At 39.9% G+C, this 16783-nt stretch carries 11 protein-coding genes; 10 read left to right on the top strand and 1 reads right to left on the bottom strand.

Features of this window, described 5'->3' with window-relative positions; translation table 11 throughout:
- Positions 1–127: 127 nt before the first annotated feature.
- Together purL and CWD91_RS11995 are read left to right on the top strand one after the other, a co-directional pair.
- Complete coding sequence (gene purL / locus CWD91_RS12000; protein WP_103441198.1) at positions 128–3814, top strand: phosphoribosylformylglycinamidine synthase; 3687 nt, start codon at positions 128–130, stop codon at positions 3812–3814.
- A 2-nt stretch (positions 3815–3816) separates the two neighbouring features.
- Positions 3817–4269, top strand: a complete 453-nt coding sequence (locus CWD91_RS11995; protein WP_103441197.1) for a GNAT family N-acetyltransferase — start codon at positions 3817–3819, stop codon at positions 4267–4269.
- 135 nt (positions 4270–4404) lie between these two features.
- Here the strand turns inward: CWD91_RS11995 and CWD91_RS11990 are convergent, their stop codons facing one another.
- Positions 4405–5514 carry a glycoside hydrolase family 10 protein gene (locus CWD91_RS11990; protein WP_103441196.1) on the bottom strand — a complete coding sequence of 370 codons (1110 nt, stop codon included), beginning with the start codon at positions 5512–5514 and terminating at the stop codon, positions 4405–4407.
- Positions 5515–5974: 460 nt separating this feature from the next.
- On the opposite strand from CWD91_RS11990, the gene CWD91_RS11985 reads away from it, so the two are divergent.
- From CWD91_RS11985 to CWD91_RS11950, 8 genes are all read left to right on the top strand, one after another.
- Positions 5975–7747, top strand: a complete 1773-nt coding sequence (locus tag CWD91_RS11985; protein WP_103441195.1) for an AMP-dependent synthetase/ligase — start codon at positions 5975–5977, stop codon at positions 7745–7747.
- Between the two features lie 137 nt (positions 7748–7884).
- A complete protein-coding gene (locus tag CWD91_RS11980) occupies positions 7885–8316 on the top strand; it encodes a MarR family winged helix-turn-helix transcriptional regulator (protein WP_103441194.1) in 432 nt (143 codons plus the stop codon).
- Between the two features lie 33 nt (positions 8317–8349).
- Positions 8350–10740: a 3-hydroxyacyl-CoA dehydrogenase/enoyl-CoA hydratase family protein gene (locus tag CWD91_RS11975; RefSeq protein WP_103441193.1), complete on the top strand. Its 2391-nt coding sequence runs from the start codon at positions 8350–8352 to the stop codon at positions 10738–10740.
- A gap of 177 nt (positions 10741–10917) precedes the next feature.
- A complete protein-coding gene (locus CWD91_RS23215) occupies positions 10918–11130 on the top strand; it encodes a four helix bundle protein (protein ID WP_317045614.1) in 213 nt (70 codons plus the stop codon).
- A gap of 41 nt (positions 11131–11171) precedes the next feature.
- Entirely contained in the window at positions 11172–12362 is a 1191-nt protein-coding gene (locus tag CWD91_RS11965; protein ID WP_103441192.1) for an acetyl-CoA C-acyltransferase, read from the top strand.
- 85 nt (positions 12363–12447) lie between these two features.
- Positions 12448–14256, top strand: coding sequence for an acyl-CoA dehydrogenase family protein (locus CWD91_RS11960; protein WP_103441191.1), 1809 nt, complete (start codon positions 12448–12450; stop codon positions 14254–14256).
- 259 nt (positions 14257–14515) lie between these two features.
- On the top strand, positions 14516–15004 hold the full coding sequence (locus CWD91_RS11955) for a hypothetical protein (RefSeq protein WP_103441190.1): 489 nt from the start codon (positions 14516–14518) through the stop codon (positions 15002–15004).
- A gap of 67 nt (positions 15005–15071) precedes the next feature.
- Positions 15072–16769, top strand: a complete 1698-nt coding sequence (locus CWD91_RS11950) for a phytoene desaturase family protein (RefSeq protein WP_103441189.1) — start codon at positions 15072–15074, stop codon at positions 16767–16769.
- Positions 16770–16783: the final 14 nt, after the last annotated feature.

Genomic DNA, 16783 nt, shown 5'->3' with positions numbered 1-16783 from the left:
CATTACCGAATGATCCCTGCTTAGAAATTAACAATTGTCCTCTAAAACTGTTAACTATTCTACTGAAAAATTACACATTAAAACCGTAAATTTGCAGCTTTCTAATCCATTTCAATTTACATATTAGATGATTCATTTCTTTGGAGACCTTAGCACTAAGATATTTGCGGTACAGACCAAAAGCGACCTACCCCAGGAAGATAACTTAAAACTTACATGGTTATTTGGTAACCAGCCTAGGTTAAACGCGGCGTCAATTGACGCCTTTTTTGTTGGTCCCAGAGCGGCCATGATTACTCCATGGAGCACAAATGCTACAGAAATAACCCAAAATATGGGTATTTCAGGAATTATAAGAATTGAAGAATTTATGGCGGTGGACAAAGATGACAAAGACTTTGACCCAATGCTTTCACAAAAATACAATCGCCTATCCCAGGAGATTTTTAAGATTGATGTGATGCCCGCCCCTATTTTAAAAATTGAGGATATTGCCAAATACAATGAACAGGAAGGATTGGCCTTAAGCGAAGAAGAAGTAACCTATTTACAACAAGTATCTCAAAAAATAGGTCGTAAACTTACGGATTCGGAAGTATTTGGTTTTAGCCAAGTAAATTCAGAGCACTGCAGGCACAAAATATTCAACGGCACCTTTGTAATCGATGGATTGGAGAAACCATCATCGCTGTTTAAACTTATAAAAAAAACATCCCAAGAGCACCCTGGGGGCATAGTCTCTGCCTATAAGGATAATGTAGCCTTTATTAAAGGACCAAAGGTAGTTCAGTTTGCACCCAAAAGTGCTGACAAGCCCGATTATTACGAGGAAAAATCTTTTGAATCTGTAATATCCCTAAAAGCGGAAACCCATAACTTCCCAACTACAGTTGAACCCTTTAATGGTGCGGCAACAGGGGCTGGAGGTGAAATCAGGGACCGATTGGCAGGAGGAAAGGGTTCCTTGCCATTGGCCGGAACGGCAGTTTATATGACCGCCTATTCCCGATTGGAGGAAAACAGACCTTGGGAAAAGGGCATGAAGGAAAGGAACTGGTTGTACCAGACCCCAATGGATATTTTAATAAAAGCATCCAACGGAGCTTCTGATTTTGGAAACAAATTTGGGCAACCTTTAATTGCCGGTTCAGTACTTACTTTTGAACATGATGAGGCCGCTGAATCTTCAGCAAATGGACAAGGCAGAAAGTTGGGTTACGATAAAGTGATTATGCAGGCCGGAGGTATTGGTTATGGCAAAGCGGAACAGGCGTTAAAAGACATACCAAAAACCGGTGATAAAATTGTAATCCTTGGAGGTGACAACTATCGGATTGGTATGGGAGGCGCAGCAGTATCCAGTGCTGACACCGGCGAATTTGGGGCCACTATAGAACTCAACGCCATTCAACGATCTAATCCCGAGATGCAAAAAAGAGCTGCCAATGCCATTCGAGGTATGGTAGAAAGTGATCATAACCCTATTGTTTCAATACACGATCACGGTGCAGGTGGACATTTAAACTGTCTGTCCGAACTGGTGGAAGAAACAGGAGGGAAAATAGACTTGGATAAACTGCCTATTGGGGACCCGACCCTATCGGCCAAAGAAACTATTGGGAACGAATCCCAAGAAAGAATGGGACTGGTAATCGGGAAAAAGGATGTGGATATGCTGCACCGAATTGCGGATCGGGAACGATCACCGATGTATGAGGTTGGTGATGTTACTGGCGACAATCGGTTTACCTTCAAATCTGCAACTACTGGAGAAAGTCCAATGGACTTGGCGTTGGCCGATATGTTTGGGAGTTCTCCAAAAACTGTAATGAACGATTCAACCATAGAAAGAAAATATACGGCCCCATCCTATTCTTTGGAACACTTTCACGATTATTTGGACCAAGTCCTACAATTGGAAGCTGTAGCCTCTAAAGACTGGCTAACAAATAAGGTGGACCGTTGTGTAGGTGGTAAGGTGGCCAAACAGCAATGTGCTGGCCCTCTGCAGTTGCCTTTGAACAATTGCGGTGTTATGGCATTGGACTATAAAGGAAAGGAAGGAATAGCCACTTCTATTGGCCACTCCCCCATCTCTGGACTTATAGACCCTGCTGCGGGAAGCAAAAATAGTATTGCGGAAGCCTTGACAAATATAATATGGGCACCCCTAAAAGACGGTTTGGACTCAGTTTCCCTCTCCGCCAACTGGATGTGGCCCTGTAAAAATCCCGGGGAGGACGCAAGGCTGTATGAGGCGGTAGAGGCTATTTCGGATTTCGCCATTGCATTGGGAATCAATGTTCCTACGGGAAAAGATTCCCTATCCATGAAACAACGCTATAAAGATGCAGAAGTTATAGCTCCCGGCACCGTTATCATTTCAGCTGCAGGAAACTGTACGGCTATTGGCAAGGTAGTGGAACCGGTTTTACAAAAAGATGGAGGCGATATATATTACATTAATCTTTCCAAAGACACTTATAAACTGGGAGGATCTTCATTTGCACAAATCTTGAATACCATAGGCAATGAGGCCCCAACAATACTTGATGCGGATAATTTTAAAACTGTATTCAATACGCTCCAAGGTCTGATAACCAACGGACAGGTACTTGCTGGGCATGATGTAGCTTCGGGCGGACTGATTACAACTCTTTTGGAACTATGTTTTGCCGACCTCGATTTAGGTGCCACTTTGGACCTGACTTCAATAGGTGAATCAGATACCATAAAATTATTGTTTTCTGAAAACGCTGGAATCGTATTTCAGGCCAAAGACACTTCAATCGAAAAGGTTTTGGACGAAGCTGGAATTGATTTTCACAAAATTGGATCGGTAAGTACAACAGCCACCTTGACCATTAAAAATCAAGGGATGGAAATGGGCTTGAACATAAGCTCCTTGCGTGATACCTGGTTTAAAACCTCATACCTTCTTGACAAAAGACAAACTGCCAATAATTTGGCCCAAGAAAGGTATAGTAATTATAAAAACCAACCCTTAACTTACACATTCCCTGCACATTTTGATGGCAAGCTACCAACTAAGGCGACTTCACGTCCAAAAGCAGCGATTCTACGTGAAAAAGGTAGTAATTCCGAGCGTGAAATGGCCAATGCCATGTACCTTGCCGGTTTTGACGTTAAGGATGTTCATATGACCGACTTAATTTCCGGAAGGGAGACCTTGGAGGATATTAAGTTTATAGGGGCTGTCGGTGGTTTCTCAAACTCGGACGTTCTGGGAAGTGCCAAAGGTTGGGCAGGTGCTTTTAAGTACAACGAAAAAGCGAATACCGCTCTAAAAAAATTCTTTGCCAGACCTGATACCCTTTCCATTGGTATTTGTAACGGTTGCCAGTTATTCATGGAACTCGAATTGATCAATCCTGAGCATCATGAACATGGAAAAATGACCTATAATGATTCCCACAAACACGAAAGTGGATTTACATCCGTGGCTATTCAAAAGAACAACTCCGTTATGCTTTCGAGTATGGAAGGCACTAAATTAGGGGTATGGATTTCCCATGGAGAAGGTAAATTTAAATTACCCCTTGCCCAGGATAATTACAATATAGTAGCCCACTACGGTTATGAGGGTTATCCTGCAAATCCTAACGGAAGCGATTTCAATACAGCAATGCTATGTGATGCCACTGGTCGACATTTAGTGACAATGCCACATATAGAGCGCTCCATCTTCCAATGGAATTGGGCGCATTATCCCGTAGAAAGACAAGATGAGGTTTCTCCTTGGCTGGAAGCATTTGTAAATGCCAGGAAATGGCTGGAAGCGAATAATGGATAATCATGACCTTTAGAAGCGCTACCAGGGAAGACCTACCGGCAATAATAGAAATGATCGCCAATGATGCCTTGGGAAAGCTACGGGAGAAGTATCAAGACCCTTTGCCTAAGGAGTATTACAGCGCATTTGATCGTATTGATGGGGACGAAAATCAGGAGCTTAGGGTAATAGAGAATTCCGAAGGGGAAGTTATAGCCACCTTTCAATTGAGTTTCATCCAGTACCTTACCTATGTTGGGGGCATTCGTTGTCTTGTAGAGAACGTCCATGTTAGGGAAGATCAAACTGGTAAGGGAATTGGCAAACAAATGTTCCAATGGATTATTCGGAGAGCCAAGGAAAAAGGAGTTCACTTGGTGCAATTAACCTCGAACAAGCAGCGACCGGACGCCATCAGGTTTTATGAAAAATTGGGGTTCAAGGCTACACACGAAGGATTAAAACTACATCTGTAATTCCACAAATAAAAATCCCTTGGAAAGAAGTTGGATAAAGTTGCATTCTTAGCAATTTTGACTTCAACTCCCTTCCAAGGGATTTACTGATTAAAAGACGCTTGTGACACCGCCAGGCGATGTTCTTACATCTCTTTATTTTTTGGAATAATCCGCATGAATGGCCTTGTCAAATGCTTCCCAATGTTCGGGCTTCATTCTTTCCGGTGTAAAAAGACAAATCCCTGCGGCACCGTTCTCCATTGATGTTCTAATTGCGGTCTCAATTTCAGATGGTAACAACCCGTGATTTTCAGGATCATTTTCCTTTGTTTTATTTTCTGGATTAGGACAAATAAATAGTCCGCTATAAATAGGCTTTTGACCCTTAACGGATGCTACCTCTTCCTTGGTTATTTCCCCCACCCATTCAGGACTCTCTAAATAGAAATCGTTATAATTCATGGGATAGAAGGCGTCCAAATTCCATTTGTTCCATTCCTGTCTTACCATTTTCATAGCATTGCTTGGGCCTGGAAAAACGGCAGCATTTATCACTTTACCCTTTTTATGAACTACTTCCGCTAAACGATTGACAATATTAGTTATTAAATCATATCTAAATTGCTTCCATTCCTGCACTTTGGAAGGGTCTTCAACCTCTTTGATGTCTATTCCGGATTTCTCCTTAAAATCTGCCACACATTTATCACAATAGCAGTAATCGGCAACAGGGTACTCCTCGTTCATAACCAGCCCATATTTATCCCAAAGTCCTTCGGCCAAAATAACATCCGGGAAACGGATATAATCCAAATGTATTCCATCAACTTCCTCCACCGCGGCAATATTTCCGTATAATTCGGACAAAAAGTTAAAAGATCCCTCTTTATTTGGGCAAAGAAATTTATAATAGGATACATAGGCCGGTTTATCAAAAGCTGATTCCCCATTTCTATTTATGGCATACAAATCTTTTGGTAATTTGGGATTATCGCCTTGTACCATAGTTGGTACCCAAGTATGGAATTCCATTCCCGCATCTTTTACCAATTTACCTACCCGCTTATAGGTTTCTGGATTATGTCCGCCATTATACATAAGTCCATCTATCCCCTTCTCCTTGTAGTTTTTAAAGGTTGCCATAAGTTCTTGATCAGTTGCCTCTCCAGGACCACCGGTCCATGCATATACAGGAATCTTAGTTTTTTCGGCACAGGAAATCATAGTAAAAATAACTACGGCCGTTACAAAAAGCTTTTTCATTGATTTAGTTTATTTGTTATTAAAAATTAAATGTAAGACACACTTGGGCACTCCTGTTATTCTCAAAAATGCCAAAATGCAAATTTACCAACATTGTATTAAAGAATGAACTTAATCATTTTGTAATTTCCATCCTATAAATCTTAGCTAAGTAACCTTGGAAATAATACAAACAACATTATTCTACCCAGGAAATAATTCGGTCCATATATACTTGAGTAGCGATCCATCATCATCCAAAATCATCAAATAGCTTTCAATTTTGAAAAATAATTATAAATAAATCAATTTTAAAACATTTAAAATATTAAGTATGCGACCTAAATAAACATTGCCATACCCTTACCTATTTTGGTACTTAAAATGCGGACTCAATAAATATTTTGCGTTTTTTATATGAATGTCATTTTAAAATACCGTTCGCTTTTCTTAATTTGCGATTACGAACAGCAAATTACATATGCAAGAAATCACCCGCCTTTTTGATTTTCCTTACTACCAATTAGAGAAATTCAATTTAAAAAAATCACTGGTTACCAAGTACAATGGAGAGTGGATTGCCACTTCCACCCAGGAATATATTGACAAAGCAAATGCTATTAGCAGGGCTTTGTTGCGCCTTGGTGTAAAGCCCAATGACAAAATTGCCCTTATTTCCATGGCCAATAGAACGGAATGGAATATTATGGACATTGGAATACTTCAATTAGGCGCACAAAACGTACCTATTTACCCTACCATATCGGAAGAAGATTATGAATATGTCCTAAACCATTCAGAGGCTAAATATGTCTTTGTTTCATGTGAGGAAGTTTTTAACAAGGTAAATGCCGTAAAAGCAAATACACCGCATTTGAAAGAGGTATACTCCTTTGATGTTCTGGGAAAATGCAAAAATTGGAGTGAAATTCTTGAATTGGGCGCAGATACCTCCAATCAAAAGGAGGTTGAAAAGCTAAAGGAGAAGGTAAAGCCACATGACTTGGCTACATTAATATATACTTCTGGTACCACTGGCAGACCAAAGGGTGTTATGCTAACACATCACAATGTGGTAAGTAATGCCATTGCAAGTACTAAACGTTTACCTATAGATTATGGCAATACTATTTGTTTAAGTTTTTTGCCAGTATGTCATATTTATGAAAGAATGATGATGTATTTGTATCAATACGCCGGCGTAACCATCTATTTTGCCGAGTCAATGGATAAAATTAGTGATAATCTAAAAGAGTGTTCTCCACATGTAATGACGGCTGTTCCCAGATTATTGGAAAAAGTATACGACAAAATCATCGCCAAGGGAACAGAACTTACCGGCGTTAAAAAGAAATTATTTTTCTGGGCCGTTGAAGTTGGTTTGGAATACGAACCTTATGGACAAAATGGTTGGTGGTACGAAAAGAAATTGGCCCTTGCCAGAAAATTAATATTCAGTAAGTGGAAAGCAGGTCTGGGAGGAAATCTATCGTTGATAGCTTCTGGTAGTGCTGCGTTGCAGCCTCGCCTGGCAAGAATTTTCAATGCGGCCGAATTTGGGGTTATGGAGGGTTATGGCCTTACGGAAACCTCCCCCGTAGTTTCGGTTAACGATATGAGGGATGGCGGATTTAGAATTGGCACGGTTGGAAAACTCTTGGAACATACCGAAGTGAAAATTGCAGAAGACGGTGAGATATGTGTTAAAGGGCCACAAGTAATGCTAGGTTATTACAAGGATGCTGAAAAAACAGCCGAGGTCATTAAGGATGGATACTTTCATACTGGAGATATAGGTGAGATTGATGCCGATGGATTTCTCAAGATTACGGACAGGAAGAAAGAAATGTTTAAAACCTCCGGAGGTAAATACGTTGCCCCCCAGTTATTGGAGAACAGATTTAAGCAATCAAGATTTATAGAACAAATAATGGTCGTTGGTGAAGGGGAAAAAATGCCCGCAGCCTTAATACAACCCGATTTTGAATTTGTGCGCAACTGGGCAAAAATGCATAATGTGGAAGTTGGTGACAACCAAAAATTGGTTAAAAACGAAAAGGTTATTGCCAGAATTCAAGAGGAAGTGGATTCTGCCAATGAAAGTTTTGCCAAATGGGAAAAGGTAAAACAATTTAGACTTACTCCCGATATCTGGAGTATAAATGAAGGGCACCTCACCCCTACTATGAAATTAAAACGCAAAATAGTCAAGGAAAAATATATAGAACTTTACAATGACATCTATGAACATTAATAGGTTCTCTATATCCCAATCCACTGACAGCTTCCTTATAAAGGAGCTGTTTTTTTGTTAAAAGCACATATTTTTTTGAAAATTTGTTATGCATGCATAATAAATTTTCTTACCTTTGAAGGAACCAACGAATCAGCATGCAAGAAATAACAATAGATTACTCCCTCCGGGCCACTTGGCAAGCAGTGACCAAAATGTACAATGAGGAAGCAAGAAAATTTGAAGGCACAATGGCCATAGGGTTTACCTTATTGAGCATTGACCCCAAAACCGGCACCCCCTCAACAGCGCTTGGCCCAAAAATGGGCATGGAGGCCACTAGCCTATCGCGAATACTCAAGAGTATGGAACAAAGAGGGCTCATAGAACGTAGACCCAACCCCAATGATGGTAGGGGTGTACTGATTCACCTTACCTCTTTTGGCCTAGAAATGAGGAACGACTCCAGGGAGGCCGTAAGGCGATTTAACGATGCAGTCAAGGCTCATATACCTCAGGAAAAATTGAATAACTTTTTTGAAGTCACTGAGGTAATCGGCAAATTAATTACCGAAAAGAAAATATTTTAATAAGTTTAAAAACTAGTTAACACCTTTTTATTGATGAACAAGCACATTAAAAAAGTAGCCGTTATTGGTTCCGGAATTATGGGAAGCGGTATAGCCTGTCATTTTGCTAATATTGGAGTGGAAGTATTGCTTTTGGATATAATCCCCCGAGAACTAAATGATAAAGAAAAAGCGAAAGGCCTTACCTTGGAAGATACGGCCGTTAGAAATAGATTAGTAAACGACTCTTTGACTGCTGCACTAAAATCCAAACCTTCCCCTATTTACCATCAAAAATTTGCCCAAAGAATATCAACAGGGAACCTTGAGGACGATATTGCCAAAGTAGGACAGGTAGATTGGATTATTGAGGTGGTCGTAGAGCGTTTGGACATAAAAAAGATAGTTTTCGAAAATCTCGATAAACACAGAAAACCAGGTACCTTAATTACTTCCAACACTTCGGGTATTCCTATTAAGTTTATGAGTGAGGGAAGAAGCGAGGATTTCCAAAAGCATTTTTGTGGAACCCACTTTTTTAACCCTGCTAGATATTTAAAACTTTTTGAAATAATCCCAGGACCAAAAACCTCTCCAGAGGTATTGGACTTTTTAAATGGCTACGGAGAGCAATTTTTAGGTAAGACTTCAGTGATTGCCAAAGATACTCCAGCATTTATTGGTAATAGAATAGGGACTTTTAGCATTATGAGTTTGTTCCATGCCGTAAAGGAGTTGGACCTTACAGTAGAGGAAATAGACAAACTTTCAGGTCCTGTAATTGGCAGGCCAAAGTCGGCCACCTTCCGTACCGTCGATGTCGTGGGCTTGGACACTCTGGTGCATGTGGCCAATGGTATTGCGGAGAACTGTAAGGATGATGAAAGAAGGGAGCAATTTATACTTCCCGATTTTATCGGAAAAATGATGGAAAACAAATGGTTCGGAAGTAAAAGCGGGCAAGGATTTTATAAAAAAGAAGGTCGTGAAATATTGGCGTTGGACTTAAATTCCATGGAATACCGACCCAGTAAAAAGGCTAGTTTTGCCACCCTTGAACTTACCAAATCCATAGAAAATGTAATTGATCGCTTTAAGGTTTTGATAACCGGAAAGGACAAAGCAGGAGCCTTTTACAGAAAAAGTTTTTCTTCATTATTTGAATATGCCTCCAATAGGATTCCCGAGATAACCGGTGAATTGTATAAAATTGATGACGCTATGAAGGCCGGTTTTGCCTGGGGCCATGGTCCGTTTCAAATATGGGATGCCATAGGCGTTGAAAAAGGCATTGAAATGATGAAGGCCGAAGGCTTTACACCTGCCGATTGGGTTACCAAGATGATTGCCACCGGCAATAAAACCTTCTATACCATTAAAGATGGGGCAACCTATTTTTACGATATTCCCAAAAAAACCATGGAAAAAATTCCTGGTCAAGATTCCTTTATCATATTGGATAATATTAGAAAATCCAATGAGGTGTGGAAAAACTCAGGTGTTGTAGTAGAGGATTTGGGAGATGGCATTTTGAATGTGGAATTCCAATCCAAAATGAACACCATTGGCGGTGATGTTTTGGCGGGCTTGAACAAGGCTATCGATTTGGCAGAAAAAGATTTCCAAGGTCTTGTTGTGGGCAATCAAGCTCCTAACTTCTCGGTTGGAGCCAATATTGGAATGATTTTTATGATGGCTGTGGAACAGGAATACGATGAGCTTAATATGGCCATAAAGATGTTCCAGGATACCATGATGCGAATGCGCTATTCTGCAATACCTACAATTTCAGCCCCACACGGCATGGCATTGGGTGGAGGTTGCGAATTGTCATTGCATGCAGATATGGTGGTTGCTGCAGCAGAAACTTATATGGGATTGGTAGAGTTTGGTGTTGGGGTAATACCAGGAGGAGGAGGTTCCAAGGAAATGGCCTTAAGAGCCTCGGATACTTTTAAGAAAAATGATGTGGAACTTAATGTCCTGCAAGAGTATTTCTTGACCATTGGAATGGCCAAAGTATCAACCTCGGCATACGAAGCCTTCGATATGGGAGTACTTGAGAAGGGTAAGGATATTGTAGTCGTAAACAAGGACAGACAAATTGCTACTGCAAAAGGCTACGCCAAACTTATGGCCGAGCAAGGCTACACCCAACCCCCAAAGCGTAAAGACGTTAAGGTTTTGGGGAAACAAGCTCTAGGCATGTTTATGGTTGGTACGGATTCCATGGAAGACAGTAATTATATAAGCGAACATGATCATAAGATTGCCAACAAATTAGCCTATGTAATGGCGGGTGGCGACTTGTCGGAGCCAACCTTGGTAACAGAACAATATCTATTGGATCTGGAAAGGGAAGCCTTCTTGTCCCTATGCACGGAAAGGAAAACCTTGGAGCGGATACAACATATGCTGAAGACAGGAAAACCGTTACGAAATTAATTGGCCAAGTATTGAGATATAAGTACCTAGTAATTAGAAATTAATGCATAAAGTTGAGAATATAAAAATATGGAATAAGTCTATGGAATTGGTGGAATCTGTGTGCCAACTCGTCTCTGATTTACCATCAGATGAAAAATATGGCCTTAACGCTCAAATAGAAGAAGTGCAGTTTCTATTCCATCGAACATTTCAGAAGGAGCTGGAAGGAATTCAAATAAGGAATTTAAACATTTTTTAAGTATCGCAAATGGTTCCGCTTATGAACTTCAAACACAATTAATATTATTAATAAACTTAAATATAGTTGCAATAGAAAAAGTACAACCTGTTATTGAAACATGTATTGAAATCCAAAAAATGAACTATTCATTTCAACAGAAGTTATAAAACTCAATACTAAAAACTCAATACTCAATACTAAAAATAAAATGAAACAAGCCTTTATAGTAAAAGCATATAGAACAGCAGTAGGGAAAGCTCCAAAAGGTGTATTCCGTTTTAAAAGAACAGATGAGTTGGCAGCTGAGACCATAGCCCATATGATGAATGAGTTGCCACAATTGGACAAAAAGCGAATTGATGATGTAATCGTAGGAAATGCTATGCCGGAAGGATCCCAAGGACTTAACATGGCACGTTTAATTTCCTTAATGGGACTTAATATCGTTGATGTCCCAGGAGTTACGGTAAACAGGTTCTGTTCCTCTGGAATAGAAACTATAGGTATTGCCACAGCAAAAATCCAAGCGGGTATGGCTGACTGTATTATTGCCGGTGGAGCAGAAAGCATGAGTGCGGTTCCCATGACCGGATACAAAACGGAACTCAATTATGATTTGGCTAAATCCGGACACGAAGATTATTATTGGGGTATGGGAAATACCGCTGAAGCAGTAGCAAAACAATTCAATGTCTCACGTGAAGACCAGGACGAATTTGCCTATAATTCGCACATAAAAGCTCTCAATGCCCAGGCTGAAGACCGTTTTCAAAGTCAGATCGTGCCCATTGAAGTAGAGCAAATCTATGTTGATGACAATGGAAAGAAAGCCAGTAAAAAATATACGGTAACCAAAGATGAGGGACCTAGAAAGGGAACCAGTAAGGAAGCCTTGGCAGGATTGAGACCGGTTTTCGCGGCTGGTGGAAGTGTAACAGCAGGTAATTCCTCACAAATGAGCGATGGAGCGGCATTTGTTTTGGTTATGAGTGAGGCTATGGTAAAAGAACTAAACCTGGAACCTATTGCCCGATTGGTGAACTATGCCGTAGCCGGAGTGGAACCCAGAATTATGGGAATAGGTCCTGTAAAAGCAATCCCTAAAGCATTAAAACAAGCCGGACTTAAACAGGATGATATTGAATTGATAGAATTAAATGAAGCTTTCGCCTCACAGTCCTTGGCAGTGATTCGTGAACTTAATTTAAATAGTGATATTGTCAATGTGAATGGTGGTGCAATCGCCCTGGGTCATCCTTTAGGCTGTACAGGAGCTAAATTATCCGTTCAACTTTTCGATGAGATGAGAAAGAGAAAAATGCAAGGTAAATATGGCATGGTAACCATGTGTGTAGGTACAGGTCAAGGTGCTGCAGGTATATTTGAATTTTTAAAATAAACAACGTACGGCCTTCTGATTGTAAAGATTTTTTTTCTAAAATATCTTTTCGATCTACGCTGTAAAAAACTTAACAAGACTAATAATGAGTACAGAAGCAACAACTAAAGAAATATTAAGAGGTGGACAATTCCTAGTAAAGGAAACCAATTGCCAGGATATTTTTACTCCTGAGGATTTTTCCGAAGAGCAGAAAATGATGCGCGATTCCGTTATCGAGTTTAACGACCGCGAAATAGTGGCCAACAGAGATCGGTTCGAGGCAAAAGACTATGCCTTAACGGAAGAAGTAATGACCAAGGCTGGAGAAATGGGATTTTTGGGAGTTGCTGTTCCTGAGGCTTATGGGGGATTGGGAATGGGATTCATTTCTACCATGATCGTCTGCGAATATATTTCTAGTGGAAGTGGTTCGTTCAGTACAGCCTTTGGTGCTCATACCGGAATAGGAACTATGCCCATTACCCTTTATGGCAATGAAGCACAAAAACAAAAATACGTACCTAAATTAGCTACTGGAGAATGGTTCGGTGCCTATTGTTTAACAGAGCCCGGTGCAGGTAGTGATGCCAATTCCGGTAAGACCACAGCTACTTTATCCGAAGACGGTAAAAGTTACAAAATCAATGGCCAAAAAATGTGGATTTCCAATGCCGGCTTCTGTAAATTATTTATTGTTTTTGCCCGTATAGAAAAGGACAAGAATATCACTGGATTTATTGTTGAAAACGACCCAACCAATGGTATTACTTTAGGAGAGGAAGAACATAAATTGGGAATTCGTGCCTCCTCTACAAGGCAAGTTTTCTTTAATGACACCGTAGTTCCAGTAGAAAACATGCTTTCCGATAGAGGAAATGGTTTTAAAATAGCCATGAACGCTTTAAATATTGGAAGGATAAAATTAGCTGCCGCCTGTTTGGATTCCCAAAGGCGAATTACTACCAACTCATTAAGGTACGCTACCGAACGGAAGCAATTTAAAACTGCCATTGCCGATTTTGGAGCAATAAAATCGAAATTGGCAGAAATGGCTACGAGTTTATATGCTGGGGAATCTGCATCATATAGAGCAGCTAAAAATATAGAGGATCGTATCGCCATGCGTTTGGAAGCTGGTAATAGCCATCAAGAAGCCGAGCTCAAAGGTGTTGAGGAATATGCCATTGAGTGTTCTATTTTAAAAGTTGCGGTATCCGAAGACGTGCAAAACTGCTCGGACGAGGGTATCCAGATTTTTGGTGGCATGGGCTTTTCCGAAGAAACACCCATGGAGGCTGCTTGGAGAGATGCGCGTATAGCACGTATTTATGAAGGTACCAATGAAATAAACCGAATGTTGTCCGTTGGCCTGTTGATCAAGAAAGCAATGAAGGGTCATGTAGATCTATTGGGGCCGGCAACGGCAGTAGGAAATGAACTAATGGGCATCCCTTCTTTTGATACCCCGGATTATTCCGAATTGTTTGCTGAAGAAAAGGAAATGATTGCAAAACTTAAGAAAGTATTCTTAATGGTTGCCGGATCAGCAGTACAAAAATATGGACCAGCTTTGGATGAACATCAAATGTTGCTCTTGGCTGCCTCTAATATTTTAATTGAAATTTATTTGGCAGAATCTGCAATCCTCAGAACTGAGAAGAATGTAAAACGATTTGGTGAAGAGGCTCAAAAAGAACAAATATCCATGTCCAAATTGTATTTGTACAATGCAGTGGACATTATTATAAAGAATGGCAAGGAAGCAATAGTTTCAATGGCTGAAGGTGATGAGCAACGTATGATGCTCATGGGACTAAAGCGATTTACAAAATATACAAATCAGCCCAACGTTGTTGATTTACGCAATTCCATTGCAGATAAACTTAAGGCTGAAAACAAGTATTGTTTTTAGTAAAGATTAGCTAACTCAAGCTCATGCTTCTTAAAGAAGCAAAAAGAAGAACCGCTCCCAAAAAAGCGGTTCTTTTATTTTATGATTATCGATTTTCTTTTTTTTGGGCTCCCCCCTATTTACTGGATTTACTATTATTTTTGACATAACTTCCTTGCATTAAAACAGAAAGGCTTATACCTTTAGAAGCAAATATGTGGTTAACGCAAAATTCATTAGTTGTGGCATTGCCAAGCACCACTGTATTTTTCAATGCCATATGATCAATTCAAAATTCAAAACCTTAACTCCCAAAAGTTATTTTTTAACGCTTTTCATTATCCACGCGGTATTGACTTTATGTGTATTCTTATTTACCATCGTTGTTTTTATTTGTGCCGATAATGTTGTCATGGGATTTACAGACCGTAAAAGTGTTTTTATTTACATAGTACCGTTAGTTGCCATGATAGGCCACTTTGGCAGCAATTATTACTTCAATAAACAAATGGCCAGCATGGTCAAAAGTATATCTTTAAACGAAAAATTAATGCTTTATCTAAAGATCTCCGTTGTACGATATGCATTTTTGGAAGGGGCAGCCATTATGGGTTCAGTGAGCTTTATGATAAACAACAATGTATTTTACCTTGTAATTTCATTACTTTTAATTCTTTATCTTTTTAAGCTTAGGCCAACTAGAAAAAAGGTCATGGGCGATTTAAGTTTCAGTCCGGAAGAACAGCGGTGCTTCCATCTAGAGAACTAGGAACCCGAATAAAATAATTTTGCCCGATAAATACAACCAGACATACTTAATACTTAATCCCTATTCAATGGATATCAAAAAAAAACGACTACAAGATATAGATACCATCATTATTGGTTCGGGTGCAGGGGGATTGTCGGCCGCCATTTGTCTATCCAAAGCAGGACAACGGGTTTTGGTTTTGGAACAACATGATGTTCCAGGTGGCTGGTGCCATAGCTTTTACCTGAATGGGCACCGTTTTTCTCCTGGAGTGCACTATATTGGCTTGTTAGGGGAAGGCGAATCGACCAGGACCCTCTATGAAGGTTTGGGATTGGCCGATGATTTGGTTTTTTTTAGAATGAATCCAGAGGGTTATGAGCATTGTTTTATTGGAGAGGAAAGAATTGATCTTCCTGGAAATTTCGATGATTTAAACGCTTCCCTAGGACATAGGTTTCCTAAGGAAAAAAAACGTTTAAACCACTATTTAAAGTTGGTCAGGAATGTTTCTAGGCAAATTCAGTTGATTCCGAAGATGAGCGGTTTTTGGGACAATATTACCATCCCTTTTAGAACCAAGCATATGGGTAAATTTGCTTTGTTCAGCCTAAAGCGAGTCATTAATTGGCATATTAAAGATCCCCTTCTGCAGAAAGTGCTCAATATTCAATGGGGCGATCACGGTTTGGCCCCTGCCAAGGCTAGTTTCCCCTTGCACTGTGCCGTTATGGACCATTATTTTAGCGGAGGATACTACCCCATGGGCGGTGGAGCCGCCATTGTAAAGTCGATGACCAAGGCCGTACAGAGGAATGGTGGAACAATACGCACAAGCACAACAGTAAAAAGCATTATTTTGGAAGGGGACAAGAGAAAGAAAGCCATTGGAGTGGAACTGGAAAATGGTGAGAAAATCTACGCTTCAAGGATCATTTCCAATGCCGACCCAGGAGTTACCTATTTAAACTTAGTAAAAGAACAAAACCTCAGTGCCAAGCTTCGCAAAAAACTGGGTAGAACAAAGTACTCTTGTAGTTCCCTAATGCTTTTTCTAACAGTTGATATAGATGTTCGGAAATTGGGAATGGACTCAGGAAATATATGGATGATGGATAACAAAGACATGGATAAGATTTATGAGGAGATGACAGATAAGGATATAACCAGCGGCGAAGTATTTCCCGGTATATTCATTAGCTGTACCACTCTCAAAGACCCCACAAGCTATGACGGCAAGCACCACTCCCTTGAAGTTATTACTTACATTAACCCAGATTCTTTCGCCCAGTTCAATAAGGAGAATGAACAGCGATCTAAGGAGTACATGGAATTCAAAGAATTATTGACCAATAAAATGATCAATACCTTGGAACTGGCAATACCTGGAATAAGGGATAATATTATAAATAAAGAATTGGGGACGCCCATAACAAACAAATATTATATAAATTCCACCAATGGAAGTGTTTATGGTACAGAAAAGACTTTTAGGCAGATAGGCCCTTTTGCATTTAGAGCAAAGAGTGAAATTGAAAATTTATATATGTGTGGGGCAAGCATACAATCGCATGGAGTGGCAGGTGCCAGTTATTCAGGTGTTCAGACTGCGGCTACCATCCTAAACTGTAAGCAGCAGGATTTGATAAAACCAGATAAATTACAGAATATAAGAATCTTTGAGGCTGAAAACGATTCAGCCTATCCATCAGATATTCAACAAAAAATAAAACAGAGAAAAGCACGATTGATTACAAATGAAAAAAAATCAATGAAAATTTAAGACTAGTCCAAGTA

It is taken from the genome of Arenibacter hampyeongensis, assembly GCF_002909255.1.
In the GTDB taxonomy this organism is placed as follows: Bacteria; Bacteroidota; Bacteroidia; order Flavobacteriales; family Flavobacteriaceae; genus Arenibacter; species Arenibacter hampyeongensis.
The sequence above is the reverse complement of the archived record's forward strand: the minus strand, read 5'-3'. Positions and strand labels throughout refer to the sequence as shown.